Raw genomic sequence first — 18,739 nt, forward strand, 5'->3', positions numbered from 1 at the left:
CGGGACGGGCCCGAAAACGGCAACGGCCCGCCGACCGCTCGCGGGCGGTCGGCGGGCCTCGCCCAGGTGGGTGCGGGTCAGGCCGGATAGGCCTCGACGACCTGGACGTCTTCCTCCGTGATCACGCCGTCCACGATGCGGAACGAGCGGAACTGGTACGGGTCCCCGGCACCGTTTCCCTCGGCGGTCGAGACCAGGACGTAGTGGGCGTTCGGCTCGGAGGCGTAGCTCACGTCGGTGCGGGAGGGGTAGGCCTCGGTGGCGGTGTGCGAGTGGTAGACGATCACCGGCTCCTCGTCCCGGTCGTCCATCTCGCGGTAGAGCTTGAGCAGATCGCCCGAGTCGAACTCGTAGAAGGTGGGCGAGCGGGCGGCGTTGAGCATCGGGATGAACCGCTCGGGGCGGCCGCTGCCCTCCGGCCCGGCGACCACGCCGCAGGCCTCGTCCGGATGGTCGGCGCGGGCGTGGGCGACGATCGCGTCGCGCAGTTCTCGGGTGATGGTCAGCATGGCGCCAGGATAGCCACGCCCCGGCGGTGGACCGCCGGGGCGTCCGAGGCTCGGTCAGCGGGCCCCGGTGCCACCGTCGCCCGGCACGTGCAGGTGGTCGTGGGCGACCGCGTGCACCGCGGTGGGAGTGCGGCGCCGCAGCCCCCGGTAGCCGGCGACCAGCAGCACGGCCCAGACCGGGAAGACGTACAGCGAGATCCGGTTGGACTCGTCCAGGGCGATCAGCACGACCACCATGACCAGGAAGGCGAGCGCGGCCCAGCTGCTCCAGGCGCCGCCGGGGGCCTTGAAGGAGGGCGGCGGCAGGTGGCCGCCCTTCCAGGCCCGGCGGTAGCGGATCTGGCAGATCAGGATCATCGCCCAGGTCCACAGGCCGCAGACGGTGGCGACCGAGGTGATGTACTCGAACGCCTTGGCCGGGACGAGGTAGTTGAGCACCACGCCGAGGCCCATCAGCAGCGCGGAGGCGGTGATCGCGGCGGCCGGGCTGCGGTGGCCGTTGAGCCGGGTGAGCCGCCCGGGGGCCTGGCCGCGCAGGGCGAGGTCGCGCAGCATCCGGCCGGTGGAGTACATGCCGGAGTTGCAGGAGGAGAGCGCGGCGGTGAGCACCACGAAGTTGATGATGCCGGCCGCGGCGGGGATGCCGATCTTGCCGAAGGTGGCGACGAACGGGCTGACGCCGGGCTGGAACTCGGTCCACGGCACCAGCGACAGGATGACGACCAGGGCGCCGATGTAGAACAGCGCGATCCGCCAGGGCAGGGTGTTGATGGCCCGCGGCAGGGTCTTCTTCGGGTTCTCGCTCTCCCCCGCGGTGACGCCGACGAGTTCGACGCCCAGGTAGGCGAACATGACGATCTGCAGGGTCATCACGGTGGCGCCGACGCCCTTGGGGAAGAAGCCGCCGTCCTGCCAGAGGTGGGTGATCGACGCGGTGTCGCCGGCGTCGCTGAACCCGAGGGTGAGCACCCCGATGCCGATCAGGATCACGCCGATGATCGCGGTGACCTTGACCATGGAGAACCAGAACTCGATCTCGCCGAAGATCTTCACCGAGATCAGGTTGGCCCCGTAGAGCAGCACCAGGAAGCAGAGCGCGCAGAGCCACTGCGGGATCCCGGGGGCCCAGAACTTCACGTAGACGGCCGCGGCGGTGGTTTCCGCCATGCCCGTGACAACCCAGAAGAGCCAGTACGTCCAGCCCGTCACGTAGCCGGCGAAGGGGCCGAGGAACTCCCGCGCGTACTCGGCGAAGCTGCCGGCCACCGGGCGGTAGGTGAGCAGTTCGCCGAGCGCCCGCATGATCGCGAAGATCACCACGCCGGCGACCGCGTAGGACAGGATCAGGCTGGGGCCGGACTTCGAGATCGCGGTGCCCGCGCCGAGGAACAGGCCGGTGCCGATGGCGCCGCCGATCGCGATCATCTGGATCTGGCGGCTGCCCAGACCCCGGTGGTAGCCCTCTTCGTCCGGTCGGGCGTCGACGACCTCGTCGTAGAGCTGTTCGGCCATGCTGCACCGTCCTGGATGGGATGTCGCGGGTGGCACTCGCGGGGGTGGGGCAGCAGTCGTACCACGCACGATCCGGATACCGGTGTCCATCTGAGCGATATTTGAGCATGACTCGATAGGTTTTCGCCCGTTTTGGACGGAAAAGCCCCGGCCGCCCGTCCAGCATGCGGACGAGCGGCCGGGGCCCGGCCGAACGGGTGGGAGGCGCCCCCGGGGGGCGCCTCCGGGGCGTCAGTCGGCGACCGCCTCCAGCAGCGACTCCTGCAGGGCGCCGAGCCACAGGTAGGCCATCACCAGCGGCTTGCGGTCGTCGGCGTCCGGCAGGTCGTACAGGCCCTGCTCGTCGTCCTCGGTGACCTCCAGCCGCACGCCCAGGGCCAGCCGCAGGTCGTTGAGCGCGCCCAGCCAGCGCAGGCACGCCGGGGCGTCCAGGCTGACCAGGCCGCCCTCGCCGCCCAGGCCGTCCAGCGCCCGGACGACGTGCAGCGCGTCGTCCCGCTTGCGGGCCCGCAGGTCCAGCTCGGTGTAGCGGCGGAACTCCCCGGAGGCCTCGGCGGACCGCGGGTCGGCCGGCCCGTCCGGATCCCCGTAGGCGTCCGGGAAGAGCCGGGCCAGCGCCGGATCGTCGGGCGCCTCGGTCGGCCCCTCGGCGAACAGCGCCGCCAGCGGGTCGCCGGCCCCGTCCCCGTCGCCGCCCGGTCCGGGGCCGATCAGCTCCAGCATCTGCACTTCCAGCGAGCGCAGGATGGAGGCCTCCAGCTCGTCCAGCGCGAGCACCGCGCCCCCGGCGCCGCCACTCTCGAACAACCCAGCCATCGGTATCGGTCAGCCCGTCCTCGTCGGTTCCAGTGGTCCGCGGCCGCACGGCCACCGGTACGGCCGGTCGTGCGGTCGGGTCGTGCGGTCAGTCGTGCTGCAGGGTCGCCCAGAGGCCGTAGCCGTGCATCGCCTGCACGTCGCGCTCCATCTCCTCGCGCGAGCCGCTGGAGACCACCGCCCGGCCCTTGGTGTGCACCTCCATCATCAGCTTCCGGGCCTTGTCCTTCGGATAGCCGAAGTAGGCCTGGAAGACGTACTGGACGTAACTCATCAGGTTGACCGGATCGTTGTGGACGATGGTGACCCACGGGGTGTCCGGCTCCGTCACCGGTACGCCCTCGACCTCCGGGCGCTCGATCTCCACGGGCGCGACACTCACCGCCGGATCCTCCTGCCGCTCAGTTCGGTTCCCGGGTGGCTCCCACCCGGCCGTCACGTGGCTTCCACGTGCCCCTCCTGCCCCATGCTGCCATCCGGGGGACCGGCGGGCGATTCCGCCCCGGGGGCGCGACGCGCTGGAAGGATCTCCGCGCCGAGAAATCGTCACATTGACGCTAAGGGGTAGTAGCATCATCCGCATGGACGCCACTCCCGTGCCCGCGGCCGGCTCGACCGCGCTGCTCACCGATCGCTACGAGCTCACCATGCTGCAGGCCGCCCTGCGCAGCGGGGCCGCGCACCGCCGCTCCGTCTTCGAGGTGTTCACCCGCCGACTGCCCGCCGGCCGGCGCTACGGCGTGCTGGCCGGCACCGGCCGGGTCCTGGACGCGGTGGAGAACTTCCGCTTCACCTCCGCCCAGCTGGACTGGCTCGCCGCCCAGCGGGTGGTCGACGAGGACACCCTGCGCTTCCTCGCCGACTACCGGTTCACCGGCGACATCCACGGCTACCCCGAGGGCGAGGTCTACTTCCCCGGCTCGCCGCTGCTGACCGTCGAGGGCAGCTTCGCCGAGGCGGTGATCCTGGAGACGGTGATCCTCTCGATCCTCAACTACGACTCGGCGATCGCCGCCGCGGCCTCCCGGATGACGTCCGCGGCCGGCGGGCGCCCGGTGATCGAGATGGGCGCCCGGCGCGCGCACGAGCGGGCCGCCGTCGCCGCCGCCCGCGCCGCGTACGTGGCCGGCTTCGCCGCCACCTCCGACCTGGAGGCCGGCTTCACCTACGGCATCCCGACCACCGGGACCGCCGCGCACGCCTTCACCCTCGTCCACGACAGCGAGCGGGACGCCTTCCGGGCGCAGATCGACTCGATGGGCCGGGGCACCACCCTGCTGGTCGACACCTTCGACCTGCGCGAGGCCGTGCACACCGCCGTCGAGGTGGCCGGCCCCGAGCTGGGCGCCGTCCGGATCGACTCCGGCGACCTCACGCTGCTCGCCCACCGGGTCCGCCGCCAGCTCGACGAGCTCGGCGCCACCGGCACCCGGATCATCGTCACCTCCGACCTCGACGAGTACGCGATCGCCGCGCTGGCCGCCGCCCCGGTGGACGGCTACGGCGTGGGCACCAGCCTGGTCACCGGCAGCGGGCAGCCGACCTGCGCAATGGTCTACAAGCTGGTCGCCCGCGCCGCCGGGCCGGACGGCCCCCTGGTCCCGGTCGCCAAGCGCGCGGCCGGCGGCAAGACCAGCATCGGCGGGCGCAAGTGGGCGGCCCGGCGGCCGGACGCGGACGGCATCGCGGAGGCCGAGGTGGTCGGCACCGGCCCCGTCCCGGACGCCCTGGCGCCGCACCTGGTGCAGGTGCCGCTGATCAAGGCCGGCGAGGTGGTCGGCCGGGAGACGCTGGAGGCCGCGCGCGAGCGGCACGTCCGGGCCCGGGCGGCCCTGCCGCTGTCGGCCACCCAGCTCTCCAAGGGCGACCCGGTGCTGGCGACCGAACTGCACGTGTGACGCCCGGCCCGCGGGCGGCTGCCGGGCGGCCCGGGGGCTCCCGCCGGCGGCCCGGGGACGCTTCGTGGACGCTCCGTGGACGGCGGAAGGTCCGGACCGGGCCCGGGCCTTCCGCCCCCGGATGCCACTGCCTACAGTCGAACGTAGAGTTCCCCCGTACGGACCGTGAGGCCCCCTCACGTCCCCGCCACCAGTCCTCCGCAGGACCCCACCAGACCGAGGAATGCCAGCCATGCACCGGGCACTGATCGTCGTCGACGTGCAGAACGACTTCTGCGAGGGCGGCAGCCTGGCCGTCGCCGGCGGGGCCGAGGTGGCCGCCGCGATCACCGACCTCATCGCCGAGTCCTCGCCCGGCTACCGGCACATCCTCGCCACCCGCGACAACCACATCGACCCGGGCGACCACTTCTCCGACGACCCCGACTACGTGCACAGCTGGCCGGCGCACTGCGTGGCGGGCACCGAGGGGGTCGGCTTCCACCCCAACTTCGCCCCGTCCGTCACCTCCGGCGCGATCGAGGCGGTCTTCGACAAGGGCGCCTACGCGGCGGCGTACAGCGGCTTCGAGGGCGTGGACGAGAACAGCCGCGGGCCGGCCGAGTGGCTGCGCGAGCGGCAGGTCACCGAGGTGGACGTGGTCGGCCTGGCCACCGACCACTGCGTCCGGGCCACCGCGCTGGACGCGGTGCGGGCCGGGTTCACCACCCGGGTGCTGCTCGACCTGACCGCCGGGGTGGCCGCGCCCACCACCGCCGCCGCGCTGGACGAGCTGCGGGCGGCCGGGGTGGAGCTGGTCGGCGCGCCGGTCGTCGGGGGCTGAGCCCCGCTCCGGCGGCCGGCCGGCCGGTCAGTGCTCGGTGACCGTCAGCTCCACCACGTCGGTGCCGCCCTGCCGGAACGCCTCGCGCAGCTCGGCGCCGACCGCGCCCGGATCGTCGGCCAGCCGCGCGGCGCAGACGTACACCACCCGCACCCCCAGGTACTCCATCCGGTGCCGGCCGCCGCGCACCCAGGCCGCCTCGGCCTCGCCGAGGCAGCGCGCCTCCGAGTCGACCTCGACCGCGACGCCCGCCTCCGGCCAGTAGAGGTCCGGGACGGCGACGTACGTGCCGCCGCGCATCCGCAGCTCCGGGCCGGTCAGCGGGGCGGGCAGCAGCCACTCGTCGGCCAGCTCGCCGACGAGCACCAGCACCCGGTCCCGCTCGGCGGCCAGCAGACCGTCCAGCACCGCCCGCACCAGGGGGTCGGCGACCAGCCCGCACTCGGCCAGCTCGGCGGCCAGCTCGTGCACCGGGCAGCGCAGCTCGGGCCGGCGCACGGCCTCGTGGAGCACCTCCCGGACCGGCACCGGCCGGCCCGCTCCCCCGCCGGCCCGCTCGCCGGACATCCACTCGCCCAGCGCGTCGGCGACCGCCCGGGCCACCGGGGCGCAGGCCAGCCCGTGCACCGAGCGCGCCACCAACTCCCGCCCGGTGCGCCGGATCCGCACCTCACCGGCGTCCTTCAGCCGCCGCTGGCGGGGCACCAGCACGTCCACCCCGGTGAGGGCGGGCAGCCGGGGCACGGCCGCGAAGCCGTACAGCGCGAGCGCGGCGGCGCCGGTGATCGCCGCCCCCTCGCGGCGCCCCTCCTCCCGGCCGTTCTGCGCCGCGTACAGCAGCGCCGCCCACATCCGCTGCTCCGGCGAGGGGTCACCGGACTGCAGCAGGTAGACCCGGGGCAGCAGCCGCCGCCAGGGGCCGCCGCGGCGGCAGTGCTCGCTGATGATCCGGGCCGGCACACCCCGGGCGCGCAGCTGGCCGGCGGTGAGGACGTTCTGCTGACGGCGCGCCAGTTCCTCCAGGGACGGCGGCGGCATGGGAATCCGGTAGTTCATGCCGACACCATCCCCAACGCCAGGGAGCGAGTTCCGGCCGCCTGACGCACTGTTACTCAACCGTCGCGAAACCGGGATCAGGCTGCACTAAAGTCCTCATACCCTCACCCATTCGGAGGAATGGGTGATCATCTGGTTGTCATACTCGATCATCATCGATCAGCCACCAGGCCGTCTGACCCTGCGTGATCAAGCACATACGGCGAAGTCACCTCCGGGCGTCACTCCAGCCCGCCGGATTGCCTACCCTTAGTACATGTCACGTGACGAGACCGCCGGCCTCCGCGCGGCCCAGCTCCGGCTCGGACGCCTGCCCGGATACGTCCGCCGGCCGGACCCGGCCCGCCGCAGCGGCGCACAGGGCCATACCTACAAGAAGGGTTGGGAGGTCCGCTTCACCGCGCGCAGCGAAGCGGAGATAGCGGAGATCCGCGACCTCGTGGTCGCCGCCGGATTCGCCCCCGCCCGCCCCTTCTTCAAGGGCCACCAACTGATCCAGCCCGTCTACGGGATGGCAGCTGTCCAGGCCTACCTGGCGGCTAGACAGGCGGCCGAGGAACACGCGGCGCGCACCGCCGACGGGCGGGCCCGGCGGGGCGCCGGAGCCGCCCGGCTGCGGGCCGCCGCCAAGACCGCGCGCGAGGCCGTCCACGAAGCCGCCCAGGAAGCCGTCGACGAGGTGGCGCACGACGCGGCCCACGAGGAACAGGAGGCCCAACAGGCCCAGCAGACCCACGAGATCGAGCAGACCCAGCAGGCCCGGCCGGACGCCGGACGCACGGACGTGGAGCACGCGACCGCGGAGCACGGAGCCGCGGACGCCCGGGGCCGGGAGCACGAGCGGGAGCGACTGACCGCCGCCACGGAAGCGGCCGGGACCGCAGGGGCCGCGGCTGCGGCGGCCGCGCGGCTCGCCCGCCGCCGGGCGGTCGAGGCGTTCCCCGCCCAGCTCGCCCGGGGCGCCGCACCGGACGACCGCGTCGGCTCGGCCGAGGGCCGCCGCAGCAGCACCTGACCGTTCGTCAACTTCTAACTCGTACACGGCGATCCACCGTCGAAGGGCCGGGCACGCGGGATGCGTGCGACGGGGCCGGCCCATCACCCCGCCCCCGCCCGGGGCCACCGGGGCCAGGCCCGTGCGCGGCATCGCCGCAGCCCGGAGCGGTCCGACACGACCCGGCCGGCGCGTGAACGGTGGTGCGCCCGGTGGTGCGGGTGCGGCTTCGCGCCGCAGACGTGGACGAGAGCCTCCGGACCGCCTACGGTGGCACATCACACCCTCTGCGATGTCGCACCGACCGGCCGCCGCCACCGGCCGCTCCACCCCGCTGACCGGCCACGACGCTCCGCACCCACGCCTCTGACACCACTGCGCACCACTCCCCGCCCGTCCGCCACCGCCGCACCGCCCGCCGGTCCCCACCCGGCCACCGCCGGAACCGGCCGCGCGGCGGCGCCTTCCGGGCAATCCAGTCGATTGGTAACCGAGCGCACCGAGCGCCTACCGTAGAGTGAGCACAGATGATCGACCGTCAGAAGCCCATCTCACTTGCCGAGAAGCCGAGATGACCCAACGTCATGACAGCACCGCCGAGCCGCCCCAGGGGCCCGGCGAACCCGCCGTACCGCTGGAGTTCGCGGCGTTCTGCGAGCTGCACCGGCCGCGGTACCTCAGCTATGCCCGGGTCTGGCTGCCCGACCCGGACCGCGCGGCCGGCGCCGTCCAACAGGCCTTCGCCGAAATCGCCGTCCAGTGGCGCGAGTTGCTGGGGAGTTCCAACCCCACCGCGCACGCCTGGCAGATCCTGCGCGACACCGTCGGCGACCACACCCGGCGGAGCGGCCGACCCTCCGACCGCCCCGACGCCGAGGAGCCCGTCCAGGAACGCGCCGCGGACCGTCCGGCGGACCGCCCCGGCCGGCCCGCCGACGACGACCTCGCCATCCTGCACTACGTCGTCGGCCTCGCCGCGCCGGAGATCGCGGACGTCATCGGCACCGACACCGCCAGCGTGGCCGGCCGACTCCGCCGCACCATGCTCCGCGAGGCCTCCGGCTGGTGAGACCCGGAGCGGGACGACCGTGAGCCGGAACCACCCTCGCCGGCTCCGTCGCCGCCGCTCGGGCCCGCCCCTCCCGGGCCCGCCCGGGGCCGCCTGAGGCCCGCGGTCAGGCCCGCTCGGGCCCACGGGTCAGGCCCGCTCAGACCCGCTCAGACCCGCTCGCCCGTGACGTCGTACAGGTGGTGGACCGGATCGTGGATCAGGTAGCGGGAGAACGACTCCACCGTGAAGCGCGCCCCGTCGCTGCGGTTGCCGGTACGCCCCCACTGCGCGCCCGTCACCCCCTCGAACGCCGCCGCCAGCACCTCCGCGGCCCGCGCCAGTTCCTCCGCCACCGCCTCCGGCCGCTGCTCGCCGTACCGCTCGGCGACGGCCGTCTCGTCCTGGTCCCAGTTGGCGAACAGCGGGTCGTCCCGGTCCAGCATCAGGTTCAGCCGGACGTGGAACAGCCGGAAGACGTCCCGGACGTGGCACGCGTACTCGAGGTCCGACCAGGTCTCCGGACGCGGACGGCGGCGCAGCGCCTCCGGCTCACCGGCCAGCACCCCCGCCCAGCCCGCCGCGTTGGCCCGGATCATCCCGGCCACCTGCCCCCGGCCGACCGCGCCGGCGTCCAGCCCGCAGTCCGGGCAGGGGCGCTCCAGCACCCACGTCCAGTCCTTGGTGTCGGGCACGATCGCGTCGTCGCCGGTCAGGCCGCCGCTGTCCTCGGAAGTGGTCATGTCCCCAGGATGGCCGCGCCCTGACCGCCCCCACCAGCGGCGTCAGCGCCAGCGGTCGCCGAAATCCTGCCAGCCCCGCCGCCCTCCGCGGCCTCATCGGCCTCGGCGGCCTCCCGGGCGGCGAGCAGTTCGGACAGGTTGGCGCGGCTCCAGTCGCAGACCGCGTCCATCGGCCCCAGCAGCGTCCGACCGAGCGGCGTCAACGCGTACTCGACCCGAGGCGGGTTCTCCGCGTACTCCGTCCGGCTGACAACGCCGTCGTACTCCATTGACCGCAGCGACTCGGCCAGCACCTTCGCCGTGATCCCCACCAGCGGCACCCGCAGCTCCGAGAACCGGCGCGGGCCACCCTCCAGGCAGCGCACGATCTTCCACGCCCACTTCCGGCTGCCCAGCACGGGAACCCGCTGCACCGGGCAGTCCGGGTCGAAGAAGTCCGGCGGCAACGGTGCGGGCACGGTCCGAGTCATGCCCCGAAGGTAACCGAACGGGTGTGCCCGCCGGTACCGTTGAAGTAACCGGCACCCCCCGTTCTACCGTCACGGCGTCGGCGGGCGGCGATCAGCGCCCCGCCCGGACGGACGGAGACCGCCGTGAACCCCACCACCGATGTCATCGTGTTCGGCGCCGGCGGCCAGGTCGGCCGCGCCGTGGTCGCCGAGGCCCGCCGGCGCGGACTGACCGTCACCGCCGCCGTCCGCACCCCCGGACGGCACGCCGATCTGGCCGACCCCGGGGTCACCCTCACCGCCTGCGACGTCACCGACCCCGACGCCGTCGCCGACGCCGCCCGTGGCCACGCCGGCGCCGTCAGCACCGTCTACACCCCCGACGTCCCCTCCCTCGACTTCTACCCCGCCGCCACCCGCGCCCTGGTCACCGGCCTCGGCACCGCGGGCGTGCGCCGGCTCGTCCACGTCGGCATCGCCACCACCCTGGAGACCGCCCCCGGCGTCGCCCTCCACGACGACCCCGGCTTCCCCGCGGCCCACCGCGCCTTCTCCCTCGGCCACGCCGCCGCCCTCGACCTGCTCCGGGACTCCCCCACCACCCTCGACTGGGTCGTCGTCACCCCGCCCCTGGACCTCGACCGCACCGCCCCCGGCACCGGCCGCTACCGGACCGGCGGCCCGCAGGTCCTCGGCGAGCGGATCGCCCAGGCCGACCTCGCCGCCGCCGTCACCGACCAGCTCACCGGCCCGGACTTGCGCCACCGCGAGCAGATCGCCGTCGCCGAGTGACACATCGGCGGTGAACCTCCGGGCAGGCGAATTCACTGGCGGAGCGGAGCGTTCCGGTCCACCCTGGCCACCATGCCGACCTTCGACCCCGGCGCGCTCGCGCACAAGCCGACCCTGCCCGGAGCCACCGTCACCCTCGTCCCGCTGAGCGCCCGGCACACCGACCCGATGTGGCGGTTCACCGCCGACGAGGAGACCAACCGCCTCACCGGCACCCGCCGGGCCTTCACCCACGACGAGATCCGCGACTGGTGCACCACCCGCCCCGACCGGCCCGACCGGCTCGACCTCGCCGTCGAGGACCGCGCCACCGGCCGCTTCCTCGGCGAACTCGCGCTCAACGACCTCGACCCCGACAGCGCCTCGGCCGGCTACCGGATCGCCCTCACCCCCGACAGCACCGGCCGCGGCGTCGGCACCGAGGCCACCCTGCTGCTCCTGCGCCACGCCTTCGCGACCGTCCGCCTCCACCGCGTCCACCTGGAGGTCTTCGCCTACAACCCGCGCGCCGCCCGCGCCTACGAGAAGGCCGGCTTCCAGCACGAGGGCCGCGCCCGCCAGGCCCACCACTGGGCCGGCGAGTACCACGACGTCCTGCGGATGGCCGCCCTACGCCCCGAGTGGCTCGCCGCTCACCCCTGATACGGCGGCCACTGCTGCGGCGGCGGATACCCCTGGTACGCCGCCGCAGCGGCGGCAGCCTCCCGCTCCCGCCGGCGACGCCCGCGCACCACCAGCAGCACCGTCACCACGACCCCCAGCAGCACCACTCCCGCGAGCCCGGCCGTGCCCAGCAGCACCCACTTCACGCCGCTGTTCTCCTGGTTCGCCGGCACCGTCACCGGCGGCGGCGACTGCCACTCCTCCTCGGCCGGCGGCACCGTCGGAGCAGCCTGTGCCTCCGCCCGTCCGGCCAGCGGATTGTCCCGCGGCCCCCCGTCCACCGCCGGGTTCGCCTCCAACGCCTTCGCCGGCGACAGCACCCCGTACCCGTACCGCGCATTCGGCACCGCCGAGCCGTCGGCGGGCGGTGTGGCGCTCTTGATCATCCGGTTGATGACCTGCCCTGCGGAGAGCTCCGGGTACTTCGCCCGGATCAGCGCGGCAGTGGCGGAGACGTAGGCGGTGGCGGCCGAGGTGCCATTGCCCATGCCATGCGCGCTCGTCGACTTGGCGATCGCATGGGGAACCTCCGCACCCGGCGCCACCAGGGTGGTCTCGGGGCCGAAACTCGACTTGCTCCAGATCAGCCCGCTCCGGTCCACCGCGCCGACCGCCACGACCCCGGGAAAGGCCGCCGGGTAATCCACGGTCCCCTGCTTGTCACCGTCGTTTCCCGTGCTCGCTACCAGAACCACGTCCTTGTCGAGCGCGTATTTGACCGCCGCGCGCTCCTCGGGGTCGGCTCCGGAGGGTCCACCGATCGACATGTTGACGACCTTCGCACCGTGATCGACGGCGTAGCGGATAGCTCTGGCGATGTCCGACTGTGGCAGGAGTGATTGCTCCAGCATGACCCGGATCGGAAGGATCTTGGCCTTCGGGGCCAGGCCCATGATGCCGGCGCCGGCTCCATGACCATGACCGGCGATGAGGCTTGCCATGCCAGTGCCATGGCCGCCCGCGTCCTCCGTACCGTCGGTATTTTGTCCGGTGAAATCCGCCCCGGTCAGCACCTGCCCCGCCAAGTCCTGATGGTCCTTCAGCACACCACTGTCAATGACGGCGACTGTGACGCCCTCCCCCTGGGAGACCGGCCAAATCGCCGACTCCGCCCGGTACGTCGTGAGCGGCCACTGCGCATCGCGCACATTGTCGGCGTGGGCAGGCCCCGCGACCACGGTCGCCAACAGTCCGCCCGCCAGCAGCATCGCCGCGCCGCGACCCAGACGCCAGCTCCTCAAGTCCCGCCACCCCACTCAGCGCAGAGGTTGCCCTGTGGCTGCAGCGGCCACAGGGCAACCGATCGATCGGCCCGGGCCCGAAGGCCGGACGTCATTCCACCACGTTCGGATTGACCGGGTCGTCCGACATCCAGGTCTCCTCGTCCTCGACGAGGTAGTCAGGACGACGCCTCCTCTTCGCGTCGTCCTTCCTGCCCCGCTCGGCGCCGCCGGGCGGCACCATGGGCGCCTGCGTCAGCGAGCTGCCCGCACCCGCTCCGGCCTCCGGCCGGATCCTCCCGCGCGCTCCCACGCCTGAGCCGCCCTCGGTGAAGGCCTGCTTGCCGCTGCCGCTCTTGCCGGAGTGGTCCCCCACACCGACGACCGTGCCGCCGGATCGACCAGCAGTGCCCTCGACGGCTCCCCTGCCCCGGGCCGAACCCGCGCCGCCCGTGCTCCCGCCGCCGATCACACCCGGCATGCCTTCGGCGCCGAAGATCGCACCACTGCGTCCGGTTCCGGTCCGACCCGGTGCCCCTTCACGGCCACCACGCACGGCCTCGGGACCAGCCTGCCGGTTCTGCTCGGGGACCGGCCCCTGCCCCTGCCTTACGGCAGAGCCGAAGGACTGCGGGATCCCACTCGGGTGGGGCGACCCTCCCCCGTGGCCACCCTGCGGCGCGACGTGCTGTGCGGCGGGCTGTGTGACAGCACTGTGGGGCAGGGGCTGGCTTCCACCGCTCCCCGGCGAACCGAGGATCGACGTGCCGCTCCCCCCGGACGGCGGCTGGCCACCGGACACCGCCGGCGCCGGCGCCGGCAGGGCGCCTGTACCGTCCACGACAGTCCCGGCGCCGAATTTCGCCGGCGTGGCTTTGGACGACGGCGTAGCAACCCCTCCCTTGACGCCAGGGTCGGAGGGAGCCGGTGGTGTCTTCGAGAACGACGGGCTTGTCCCCTGCGGGTTCGACGGCACAGCGCCGCCGGTCCGAGGACCCGCTACCGCTCCCTCGCGCGAGCGGACCACGGGCGCCGCCCCCACACCGGCGTTTCCGATACTGGCGCCGCTGAGGAAGCCGCCCACGGCCGCGTAGCCGGTCGCGCCTGCGTCGTCCTCCGGGAGATCCGAGTAGTCGATCTTTCCGCCCCCCTTGCCCGGCGGAGGCGGAGGCGGCGGGGGCTTCAGCATCGGGGTGGCCGTGCGGTAGTGCATGGCGAGCGTCTGCAGGACGGTGGCGGCCTCGGCCTTCTTCTGGCTGGCGACGGCGGTGCGGGAGTCCTCGTCGTCGGCGCCGAAGAGGGAGGAGACGGTGTCGCCGACGCCGTCCTTGAACTGCTCCCAGCCGCTGGGTTCCTCGGGCATCTCGCGCTTGGCCTTGTCGATGGCCTCGGAGATCGCCTTGAGCGTGATCGCCGCGTCGTTGGCGTAGGACGCGGTGGTGTTGATGGTGGTGGCGAGCTGGAGCATGCGGGCGTGGAAGGCGTCGCTGGTGCTGCCTTCCCAGGAGGTGGCGGCCTCGGTGCTGGCGCGGGTGAGGGTCGCGCGGATGGCCTTGAGGGTGTCGGCGGCGCGGCGCCAGGGGTCGGCGGCGGACATCACCTCGCCGGGGTTGAGGGCCTGGACCATCCGGCGGAGTTCGGCGTGGCTGTACTTGCTGAAGTCGGTGTAGCTCACCGGACGCCCTTCCCGTCGTCGTGCTGGGCCGGGGCGGTGGTCCACGCGTAGGCGGCGGTACTGGTGGCGGAGGGGTTGGCCACGGACCAGCCGTCGTCGCCGAGTTTCAGCTTCTTCTTGGTCCGGTGCTCCTGTTCCTCGTAGTTGGTGGCGGTCAGTTCGGCCTTCTTCTGGGCCTCGTCGACGGCTTCCTGGAGCTGGTTGAGGACGTCGCGCAGGCCGTCGCGCATGGTCTGGTAGCGGCCGTGCAGCTCGGTGGCCTCCGCGAAGGTGCCGAGCGCGGTGGAGCCGATGCCGCTGCGGCCGTGTGTCGCGGTGCCGTCGGCATGGCGCTGGAACTCGTGGAGCAGCAGCCGTACTTGGGCCGCGAAGGCGCGCAGCTGCTCGACCTCGACGCGGTAGCCGCGTCCCGCCCCGCCGGTCGATCCCGTTCCGTTCCCCGTTGCCACGTGCGGCGCCTCCCCCGTGCGTCCGGCCGGTGTGTCGTTGACGGTTCTGGTGAGTGAGTCATGTCTAACACACAGGCCGCCTCTGGTGGACCGTCAGTTCACGTCCGGTGTCCGGCTCGCCGCGGCGAGGGCGCGGCGGCAGAGCGAGTCGGCGTGCCGGGTGGTCTCGGGGAGGCGGTAGCGGGGGCTGAGCGCGAGGGTGGTCTCGACGGCCTCGGCGAGGCCGATGCGGTGGCCGACGGAGACGAACACGGGTTTGACGCCGGGCCTGGTGCGCAGGGCGCGGCCGACCTCCTCGCCGGTGGCCGGGTCGGTGAGCGGGGTCGAGTCGCCGCGGGCGGGGCCGGGGTCGCGGTGGTCGAAGGTGAACGGGGTCTTGGCGACGCCGAGGGTGCGCAGGCCGGTGAGGACGCCGAGGTGGCTGGCGAGGCCGAGGCGGCGCGGGTGGGCGAGGCCGTAGCCGTCGCAGACGACGGTGCCGGGGCGGCGGGTGAGGGCGGCGAGGGCGTCGAGGACGGCGGGGAGCTCACGGAAGGCGAGCAGGCCGGGGATGTAGGGGAAGGCGATGGTTCCGGTGGCGGTGGCCTCCTCGACGACGGCGAGGGTGGCGCGGTCGAGGACCACGGCCGCCGCGACGACGAGGTCGCGGGCGTCGTCGTAGGCGACGTCGACACCGGCGATCAGCCGGTCGTCACCGGAGCCGTCCAGGCCGTCCGCCCCGGCCGGGAGGACGAGCGGGCGCAGGCGTTCCTGTTCGGCGAGCGCCTCGGCCTCGGTGGTGGGCCAGTCGGCAGGGATGGGCACGGCGGTTCCCCCTGGTGCGGTGCGGTGCGCGGAGCGGTGGCTCGGTCGGGCCCACCGTACCGAGCGGGGCCGACGGCCCCGGGGGCGAGTCCGTGAGCCCGCACGCCCTCCGCGCGCCCCGTACGCGGCCGACCGGCGCGCGGAGGCACCGCACGCCGGTCGGCGAAGGCGAGGGCGGCCCCGGCCGCGCCGACGGCTCAGGCGGTGGAGACCACCACGGTCTTCGCGGCCTTGTCGTGGATGCACTGGCGGTAGGGCTTGTCGAAGACGCCGAACAGGCCGTCGACAAGCCACCAGAGCGCGGCGCAGCAGAGCACGGCGGGCAGGATGAAGACCGCCGCCCTGGTCCAGGCGGCCGACTGGGTCGGGGAGTTGCCGTCGACGAGCATGGCGACCCGGACCTTCATGGCCTTCTTGCCGAGGGTCTGCCCGTCCCGGCTGAGCATCAGACCCTCGTAGACGAAGTAGATCGCGCAGGCGACCCAGAAGGCGCCGGCCGAGGCGGAGCGGTCGGCGTGGCCGGCGAACGGCAGGACCAGGAGGAGGGCGACGGCCTGCACCAGGACGTAGTCGATCAGCCGGGCGAGGATCCGGTTGGGCCAGCTGCCGAGCGGGGGCATCCCGGGGACGGGGCCGGGACCGGGTCCGGGCGCCCCGTACCCGGCGGGACCGTAGCCGGGCGGGGGCTGGTCGTACGGCGACTGCCCGTAGGGGTTCTGCCCGTAGGGCGGGCCTGCGGGAGCGCCGCCGTAGGTGCCGCCGTACGCACCGGGGCCGCCGCTCGGCGGCGGGCCGTCCGGGGGCGGGGTGCCGTACGGGTCCGACGGCGTACCTTCCGGCGTGCCGCCGCCCGACTGCGGGGGCTGCTTGCCGAAGGAGGGCTTGCCGCCCCCCTCCGGCTCGGGGCCTGAGGGGTCGTAGGTGCTCATGCCCCGAGTAGAACATCACGCATTGTATGAATTTGGGATATTGACACCGTTTTGTCCGACAAGACCACGCAGGCGGGAGGCCGGTGGAGCCTCAGCGCCGGACGACCCGGGTACGGGCCGCCCGGTCGTGCCAGCCACGCCGGGCCGGCCGGTCGAACAGCGGCCAGAACAGGCCGGCCACCAGCAGCATCGAGACCTGCCGGACCAGCCAGCGGACCAGGGAGCGGCCGAGCCCGGGACGGGCCGGGGCGGCGGCCCCCGGCGTGCGGGCCACCGCGATCACCCGGATCCGGGCGAGCCGCTTGCCGAAGGTCTGGCCGGTGCCGGCGGTCGGCAGGACCTCGTAGAGCAGGCCGACGAAGAGCAGGATGCCGAGCAGGACGGCGGCCTTGCCGAGCACCGTGCCGTCGACCAGCCAGACGTCGACCTGGCGGTGCGCGAGCCGGCTGGCCATCCGGGCCCGGTCCAGCTTGCGCTGGAGGTGGGCCTCGACCGAGCGGCCGAGCGGGACGCCCGCGGCGACGGCGACCACGGCCAGCACGGCGGTGTCGACCAGCCGGGCGACCAGGCGGCGGCCGAGCCCGGCGGGACGTGGCGCCGCCGCCCCGGCACGGCGGCGCGGGGCGGGGGACGGAGACGGGGACGACCGGACCGGGGCGGCGGGACGGACGGCCGAGGGCGCGGACGGGGCGGGTCCGGCCTTCTCCACGGCCTTCTCCACGGCCTCCTGCACGGCCTCCGCCACCACGAGCGGCGGATCGGCCGCCACCGGGCTCGGCCCCGGCACCGGTGCCGGGGCCGCGGCGGGAACGGGCGACGGATCGGCCTGCTCGGCAACGCCCGCCCGCTCCGGGACGGGCGGCACCTCAACAGGGGACACCTCCACAGGCGGCGCTTCGACGAACGGCTCCTCCACCGCCTCCGGCAACACCCCCCAGGACACCCAGCGCGACGCGCCGCCCGCCTCCATCGGCCCGTGCTGCGCCCGGTGATCCGGCTGCCACCCGGCCGGCTCCGACCCCGTCCCGGCCCCCACCTCCACCTCCGGCTCCGGCTCCGGCTCCGGCTCCGGCTCCGCGACGGGCGCCCGCTCCCCGCCGCGACGGAACACCGGCCCGTTCTCCGGCACCACGAAGGTGAACGACGCCCCGCCCCCCGTCTGGTCCAGGTACACCGGCCCGCTGTCCCCGCCGGACGACGGCCGCCGCACCTCCCCCGCGACACCCCTCTCGGACTCCCCCGCCGGTTCGGCGGCCACCGGCGGCGGCACGTACCGCCCCGTCCCGGCCCGGCCAGCCGCCGCCGGCCCCGGCGGACGGGTCGCGTACCGGGGCGGTTCGAGCACCTCGCCCTCGGCCGGGGCGGGCCGGCTGGTGCCGGGCACCCAGGCGGAGCCGCCCCAGTAGCGGACGAAACCGGGGATGGAGGGGTCGGGGTAGTAGCCCGGCGCGGGGCCGGCGGCCGTGTCCGTGCTGCCGCCGGCGAGGGGCCGGTCCGTCATGGGGGCTCGCTTTCCTGGCAGGCCGATGCGGCTCGCCCGGCGAGGGGGTGCGCGACGGTGGCACGGGCGACCCGGGTGGCTCCGCCGTCGGCGCGAGGGGTGCCGCCGAGGAGGCGGACAGTTGCCGGGCAGTCACAAAGGGTAGTGCCTCGGCGGGCGGGCGGAGCGAAGTTGGCCATTCAGCGGACAGGCCGGGGCCGCCCACGGTAAGGAAGACGGCGCGCACGCCCGACCGCGCGCCCACCGTCCAGCGTTCACCACTCCCCACACCACCGCCGACGGATCTCCGCGAAAAAATCCCGAGAAAACCCGGAAACCCGTGTAAGAGCGCTCCCGGGCCGCGCTCTCCAAGGTCACAGGGCCCGGACACGGGCGCCAACCGCAGGCAGAGAGGAACCCGATCATGGAGCGCCCGACGAGCGTGGTCGAACACGAGCTGGAGCTCAACCTGGTGCTCTCCCCCGAGCACAGCGTCCCCGTCCCGGCCCGGCTGTCCTACGGCAGCCACGACCCCTACGCCGTGCACATCACCTTCCACCTGGACACCGGCTCGCCGGTGACCTGGGTGTTCGCCCGCGAGCTGCTGGTGGAGGGCACCTTCCGGCCCTGCGGCCAGGGTGACGTGCGGATCTGGCCGACCCTCCCCCAGCCTTCGGCCGGGGGGACCCCCACGGGCCGGCGCAGCGTGCTCTGTCTGGCGCTGAGCTCGCCGGCCGGGGACGCGCTGCTGGAGGCGCCGCTGCCGGCGGTGGCCGCCTGGCTGGAGCGGGCGCACCGGCTGGTGCCCCCGGGCAGCGAGATGGCCGCGCTGGACATGGACGGCTCGCTGGCCGCGCTGCTCGCGTGAGGCCCGCGAGC

Annotated in this window: 20 protein-coding genes; 7 read left to right on the forward strand and 13 right to left on the reverse strand. The window is 74.1% G+C overall.

Annotation, left to right across the window (positions count from 1 at the left end; genetic code table 11):
* Positions 1-77: 77 nt before the first annotated feature.
* The 4 genes from ABZW10_RS27430 to clpS all read right to left on the reverse strand — a co-directional run bounded on the left by ABZW10_RS27430 (position 78) and on the right by clpS (position 3,219).
* Positions 78-509 (reverse strand): M67 family metallopeptidase, encoded by a 432-nt coding sequence (locus tag ABZW10_RS27430; protein WP_355370660.1) that lies wholly within the window; start codon positions 507-509, stop codon positions 78-80.
* Between the two features lie 54 nt (positions 510-563).
* Positions 564-2,021 (reverse strand): amino acid permease, encoded by a 1,458-nt coding sequence (locus tag ABZW10_RS27435; RefSeq protein WP_355370662.1) that lies wholly within the window; start codon positions 2,019-2,021, stop codon positions 564-566.
* 231 nt (positions 2,022-2,252) lie between these two features.
* Positions 2,253-2,837, reverse strand: a complete 585-nt coding sequence (locus ABZW10_RS27440; protein ID WP_355370665.1) for a DUF2017 domain-containing protein — start codon at positions 2,835-2,837, stop codon at positions 2,253-2,255.
* Between the two features lie 88 nt (positions 2,838-2,925).
* Entirely contained in the window at positions 2,926-3,219 is a 294-nt protein-coding gene (gene clpS, locus ABZW10_RS27445) for an ATP-dependent Clp protease adapter ClpS (RefSeq protein ID WP_030308112.1), read from the reverse strand.
* Positions 3,220-3,418: 199 nt separating this feature from the next.
* On the opposite strand from clpS, the gene ABZW10_RS27450 reads away from it, so the two are divergent.
* Both ABZW10_RS27450 and ABZW10_RS27455 read left to right on the forward strand, forming a co-directional pair.
* Entirely contained in the window at positions 3,419-4,735 is a 1,317-nt protein-coding gene (locus tag ABZW10_RS27450) for a nicotinate phosphoribosyltransferase (RefSeq protein ID WP_355370667.1), read from the forward strand.
* Between the two features lie 232 nt (positions 4,736-4,967).
* On the forward strand, positions 4,968-5,558 hold the full coding sequence (locus tag ABZW10_RS27455) for an isochorismatase family protein (protein WP_355370669.1): 591 nt from the start codon (positions 4,968-4,970) through the stop codon (positions 5,556-5,558).
* Positions 5,559-5,585: 27 nt separating this feature from the next.
* On the opposite strand, the gene ABZW10_RS27460 is transcribed toward ABZW10_RS27455, so the two are convergent.
* Positions 5,586-6,614, reverse strand: coding sequence for a hypothetical protein (locus tag ABZW10_RS27460; RefSeq protein ID WP_355370672.1), 1,029 nt, complete (start codon positions 6,612-6,614; stop codon positions 5,586-5,588).
* A gap of 256 nt (positions 6,615-6,870) precedes the next feature.
* Here ABZW10_RS27460 and ABZW10_RS27465 point away from each other — a divergent pair, with 256 nt between their 5' ends.
* Both ABZW10_RS27465 and ABZW10_RS27470 read left to right on the forward strand, forming a co-directional pair.
* The gene (locus tag ABZW10_RS27465; RefSeq protein WP_355370674.1) at positions 6,871-7,629 is read left to right on the forward strand and encodes a hypothetical protein; all 759 of its coding nucleotides are present in this window, start codon (positions 6,871-6,873) and stop codon (positions 7,627-7,629) included.
* A 550-nt stretch (positions 7,630-8,179) separates the two neighbouring features.
* Positions 8,180-8,677 (forward strand): hypothetical protein, encoded by a 498-nt coding sequence (locus ABZW10_RS27470; protein ID WP_355370677.1) that lies wholly within the window; start codon positions 8,180-8,182, stop codon positions 8,675-8,677.
* Between the two features lie 149 nt (positions 8,678-8,826).
* On the opposite strand, the gene ABZW10_RS27475 is transcribed toward ABZW10_RS27470, so the two are convergent.
* Positions 8,827-9,399, reverse strand: coding sequence for a DinB family protein (locus ABZW10_RS27475; protein WP_355370679.1), 573 nt, complete (start codon positions 9,397-9,399; stop codon positions 8,827-8,829).
* On the reverse strand, positions 9,396-9,869 hold the full coding sequence (locus ABZW10_RS27480) for a helix-turn-helix domain-containing protein (RefSeq protein ID WP_355370682.1): 474 nt from the start codon (positions 9,867-9,869) through the stop codon (positions 9,396-9,398). Before ABZW10_RS27480 ends, ABZW10_RS27475 begins: the two co-directional genes overlap by 4 nt.
* Before the next feature lie 123 nt (positions 9,870-9,992).
* Here ABZW10_RS27480 and ABZW10_RS27485 point away from each other — a divergent pair, with 123 nt between their 5' ends.
* Together ABZW10_RS27485 and ABZW10_RS27490 are read left to right on the forward strand one after the other, a co-directional pair.
* Positions 9,993-10,640 carry an NAD(P)H-binding protein gene (locus ABZW10_RS27485; RefSeq protein WP_355370685.1) on the forward strand — a complete coding sequence of 216 codons (648 nt, stop codon included), beginning with the start codon at positions 9,993-9,995 and terminating at the stop codon, positions 10,638-10,640.
* 72 nt (positions 10,641-10,712) lie between these two features.
* Positions 10,713-11,282, forward strand: a complete 570-nt coding sequence (locus ABZW10_RS27490; protein WP_355370687.1) for a GNAT family protein — start codon at positions 10,713-10,715, stop codon at positions 11,280-11,282.
* Here the strand turns inward: ABZW10_RS27490 and mycP are convergent.
* The 6 genes from mycP to ABZW10_RS27520 all read right to left on the reverse strand — a co-directional run bounded on the left by mycP (position 11,273) and on the right by ABZW10_RS27520 (position 17,881).
* Positions 11,273-12,544, reverse strand: coding sequence for a type VII secretion-associated serine protease mycosin (mycP, locus tag ABZW10_RS27495; RefSeq protein WP_355370690.1), 1,272 nt, complete (start codon positions 12,542-12,544; stop codon positions 11,273-11,275). The genes ABZW10_RS27490 and mycP overlap by 10 nt on opposite strands.
* A 91-nt stretch (positions 12,545-12,635) precedes the next feature.
* Positions 12,636-14,198 carry a hypothetical protein gene (locus tag ABZW10_RS27500; protein ID WP_355370693.1) on the reverse strand — a complete coding sequence of 521 codons (1,563 nt, stop codon included), beginning with the start codon at positions 14,196-14,198 and terminating at the stop codon, positions 12,636-12,638.
* Positions 14,195-14,647, reverse strand: coding sequence for a hypothetical protein (locus tag ABZW10_RS27505; protein ID WP_355370695.1), 453 nt, complete (start codon positions 14,645-14,647; stop codon positions 14,195-14,197). Before ABZW10_RS27505 ends, ABZW10_RS27500 begins: the two co-directional genes overlap by 4 nt.
* Before the next feature lie 93 nt (positions 14,648-14,740).
* Positions 14,741-15,451 (reverse strand): endonuclease V, encoded by a 711-nt coding sequence (locus ABZW10_RS27510; protein WP_355370698.1) that lies wholly within the window; start codon positions 15,449-15,451, stop codon positions 14,741-14,743.
* 197 nt (positions 15,452-15,648) lie between these two features.
* A complete protein-coding gene (locus tag ABZW10_RS27515) occupies positions 15,649-16,380 on the reverse strand; it encodes an RDD family protein (RefSeq protein ID WP_355370700.1) in 732 nt (243 codons plus the stop codon).
* A 91-nt stretch (positions 16,381-16,471) separates the two neighbouring features.
* A complete protein-coding gene (locus ABZW10_RS27520) occupies positions 16,472-17,881 on the reverse strand; it encodes an RDD family protein (protein WP_355370703.1) in 1,410 nt (469 codons plus the stop codon).
* A gap of 403 nt (positions 17,882-18,284) precedes the next feature.
* Between ABZW10_RS27520 and ABZW10_RS27525 the strand changes: the two genes are divergently transcribed.
* Positions 18,285-18,728: an SsgA family sporulation/cell division regulator gene (locus ABZW10_RS27525; protein WP_355370706.1), complete on the forward strand. Its 444-nt coding sequence runs from the start codon at positions 18,285-18,287 to the stop codon at positions 18,726-18,728.
* The last annotated feature ends 11 nt before the right edge of the window (positions 18,729-18,739 follow it).

Origin of the sequence: Kitasatospora sp. NPDC004723 (assembly GCF_040609255.1) — a bacterium.
GTDB lineage: Bacteria > Actinomycetota > Actinomycetes > Streptomycetales > Streptomycetaceae > Kitasatospora.

Bases quoted from the DNA above. Each gene is read 5' to 3' on its own strand.
- ABZW10_RS27430 (WP_355370660.1), bottom strand. From the start codon at position 509: ATGCTGACCATCACCCGAGAACTGCGCGACGCGATCGTCGCCCACGCC.
- ABZW10_RS27435 (WP_355370662.1), bottom strand. From the start codon at position 2,021: ATGGCCGAACAGCTCTACGACGAGGTCGTCGACGCCCGACCGGACGAA.
- ABZW10_RS27440 (WP_355370665.1), bottom strand. From the start codon at position 2,837: ATGGCTGGGTTGTTCGAGAGTGGCGGCGCCGGGGGCGCGGTGCTCGCG.
- ABZW10_RS27450 (WP_355370667.1), top strand. From the start codon at position 3,419: ATGGACGCCACTCCCGTGCCCGCGGCCGGCTCGACCGCGCTGCTCACC.
- ABZW10_RS27455 (WP_355370669.1), top strand. From the start codon at position 4,968: ATGCACCGGGCACTGATCGTCGTCGACGTGCAGAACGACTTCTGCGAG.
- ABZW10_RS27460 (WP_355370672.1), bottom strand. From the start codon at position 6,614: ATGAACTACCGGATTCCCATGCCGCCGCCGTCCCTGGAGGAACTGGCG.
- ABZW10_RS27465 (WP_355370674.1), top strand. From the start codon at position 6,871: ATGTCACGTGACGAGACCGCCGGCCTCCGCGCGGCCCAGCTCCGGCTC.
- ABZW10_RS27470 (WP_355370677.1), top strand. From the start codon at position 8,180: ATGACCCAACGTCATGACAGCACCGCCGAGCCGCCCCAGGGGCCCGGC.
- ABZW10_RS27475 (WP_355370679.1), bottom strand. From the start codon at position 9,399: ATGACCACTTCCGAGGACAGCGGCGGCCTGACCGGCGACGACGCGATC.
- ABZW10_RS27480 (WP_355370682.1), bottom strand. From the start codon at position 9,869: ATGACTCGGACCGTGCCCGCACCGTTGCCGCCGGACTTCTTCGACCCG.
- ABZW10_RS27490 (WP_355370687.1), top strand. From the start codon at position 10,713: ATGCCGACCTTCGACCCCGGCGCGCTCGCGCACAAGCCGACCCTGCCC.
- ABZW10_RS27515 (WP_355370700.1), bottom strand. From the start codon at position 16,380: ATGAGCACCTACGACCCCTCAGGCCCCGAGCCGGAGGGGGGCGGCAAG.
- ABZW10_RS27520 (WP_355370703.1), bottom strand. From the start codon at position 17,881: ATGACGGACCGGCCCCTCGCCGGCGGCAGCACGGACACGGCCGCCGGC.
- ABZW10_RS27525 (WP_355370706.1), top strand. From the start codon at position 18,285: ATGGAGCGCCCGACGAGCGTGGTCGAACACGAGCTGGAGCTCAACCTG.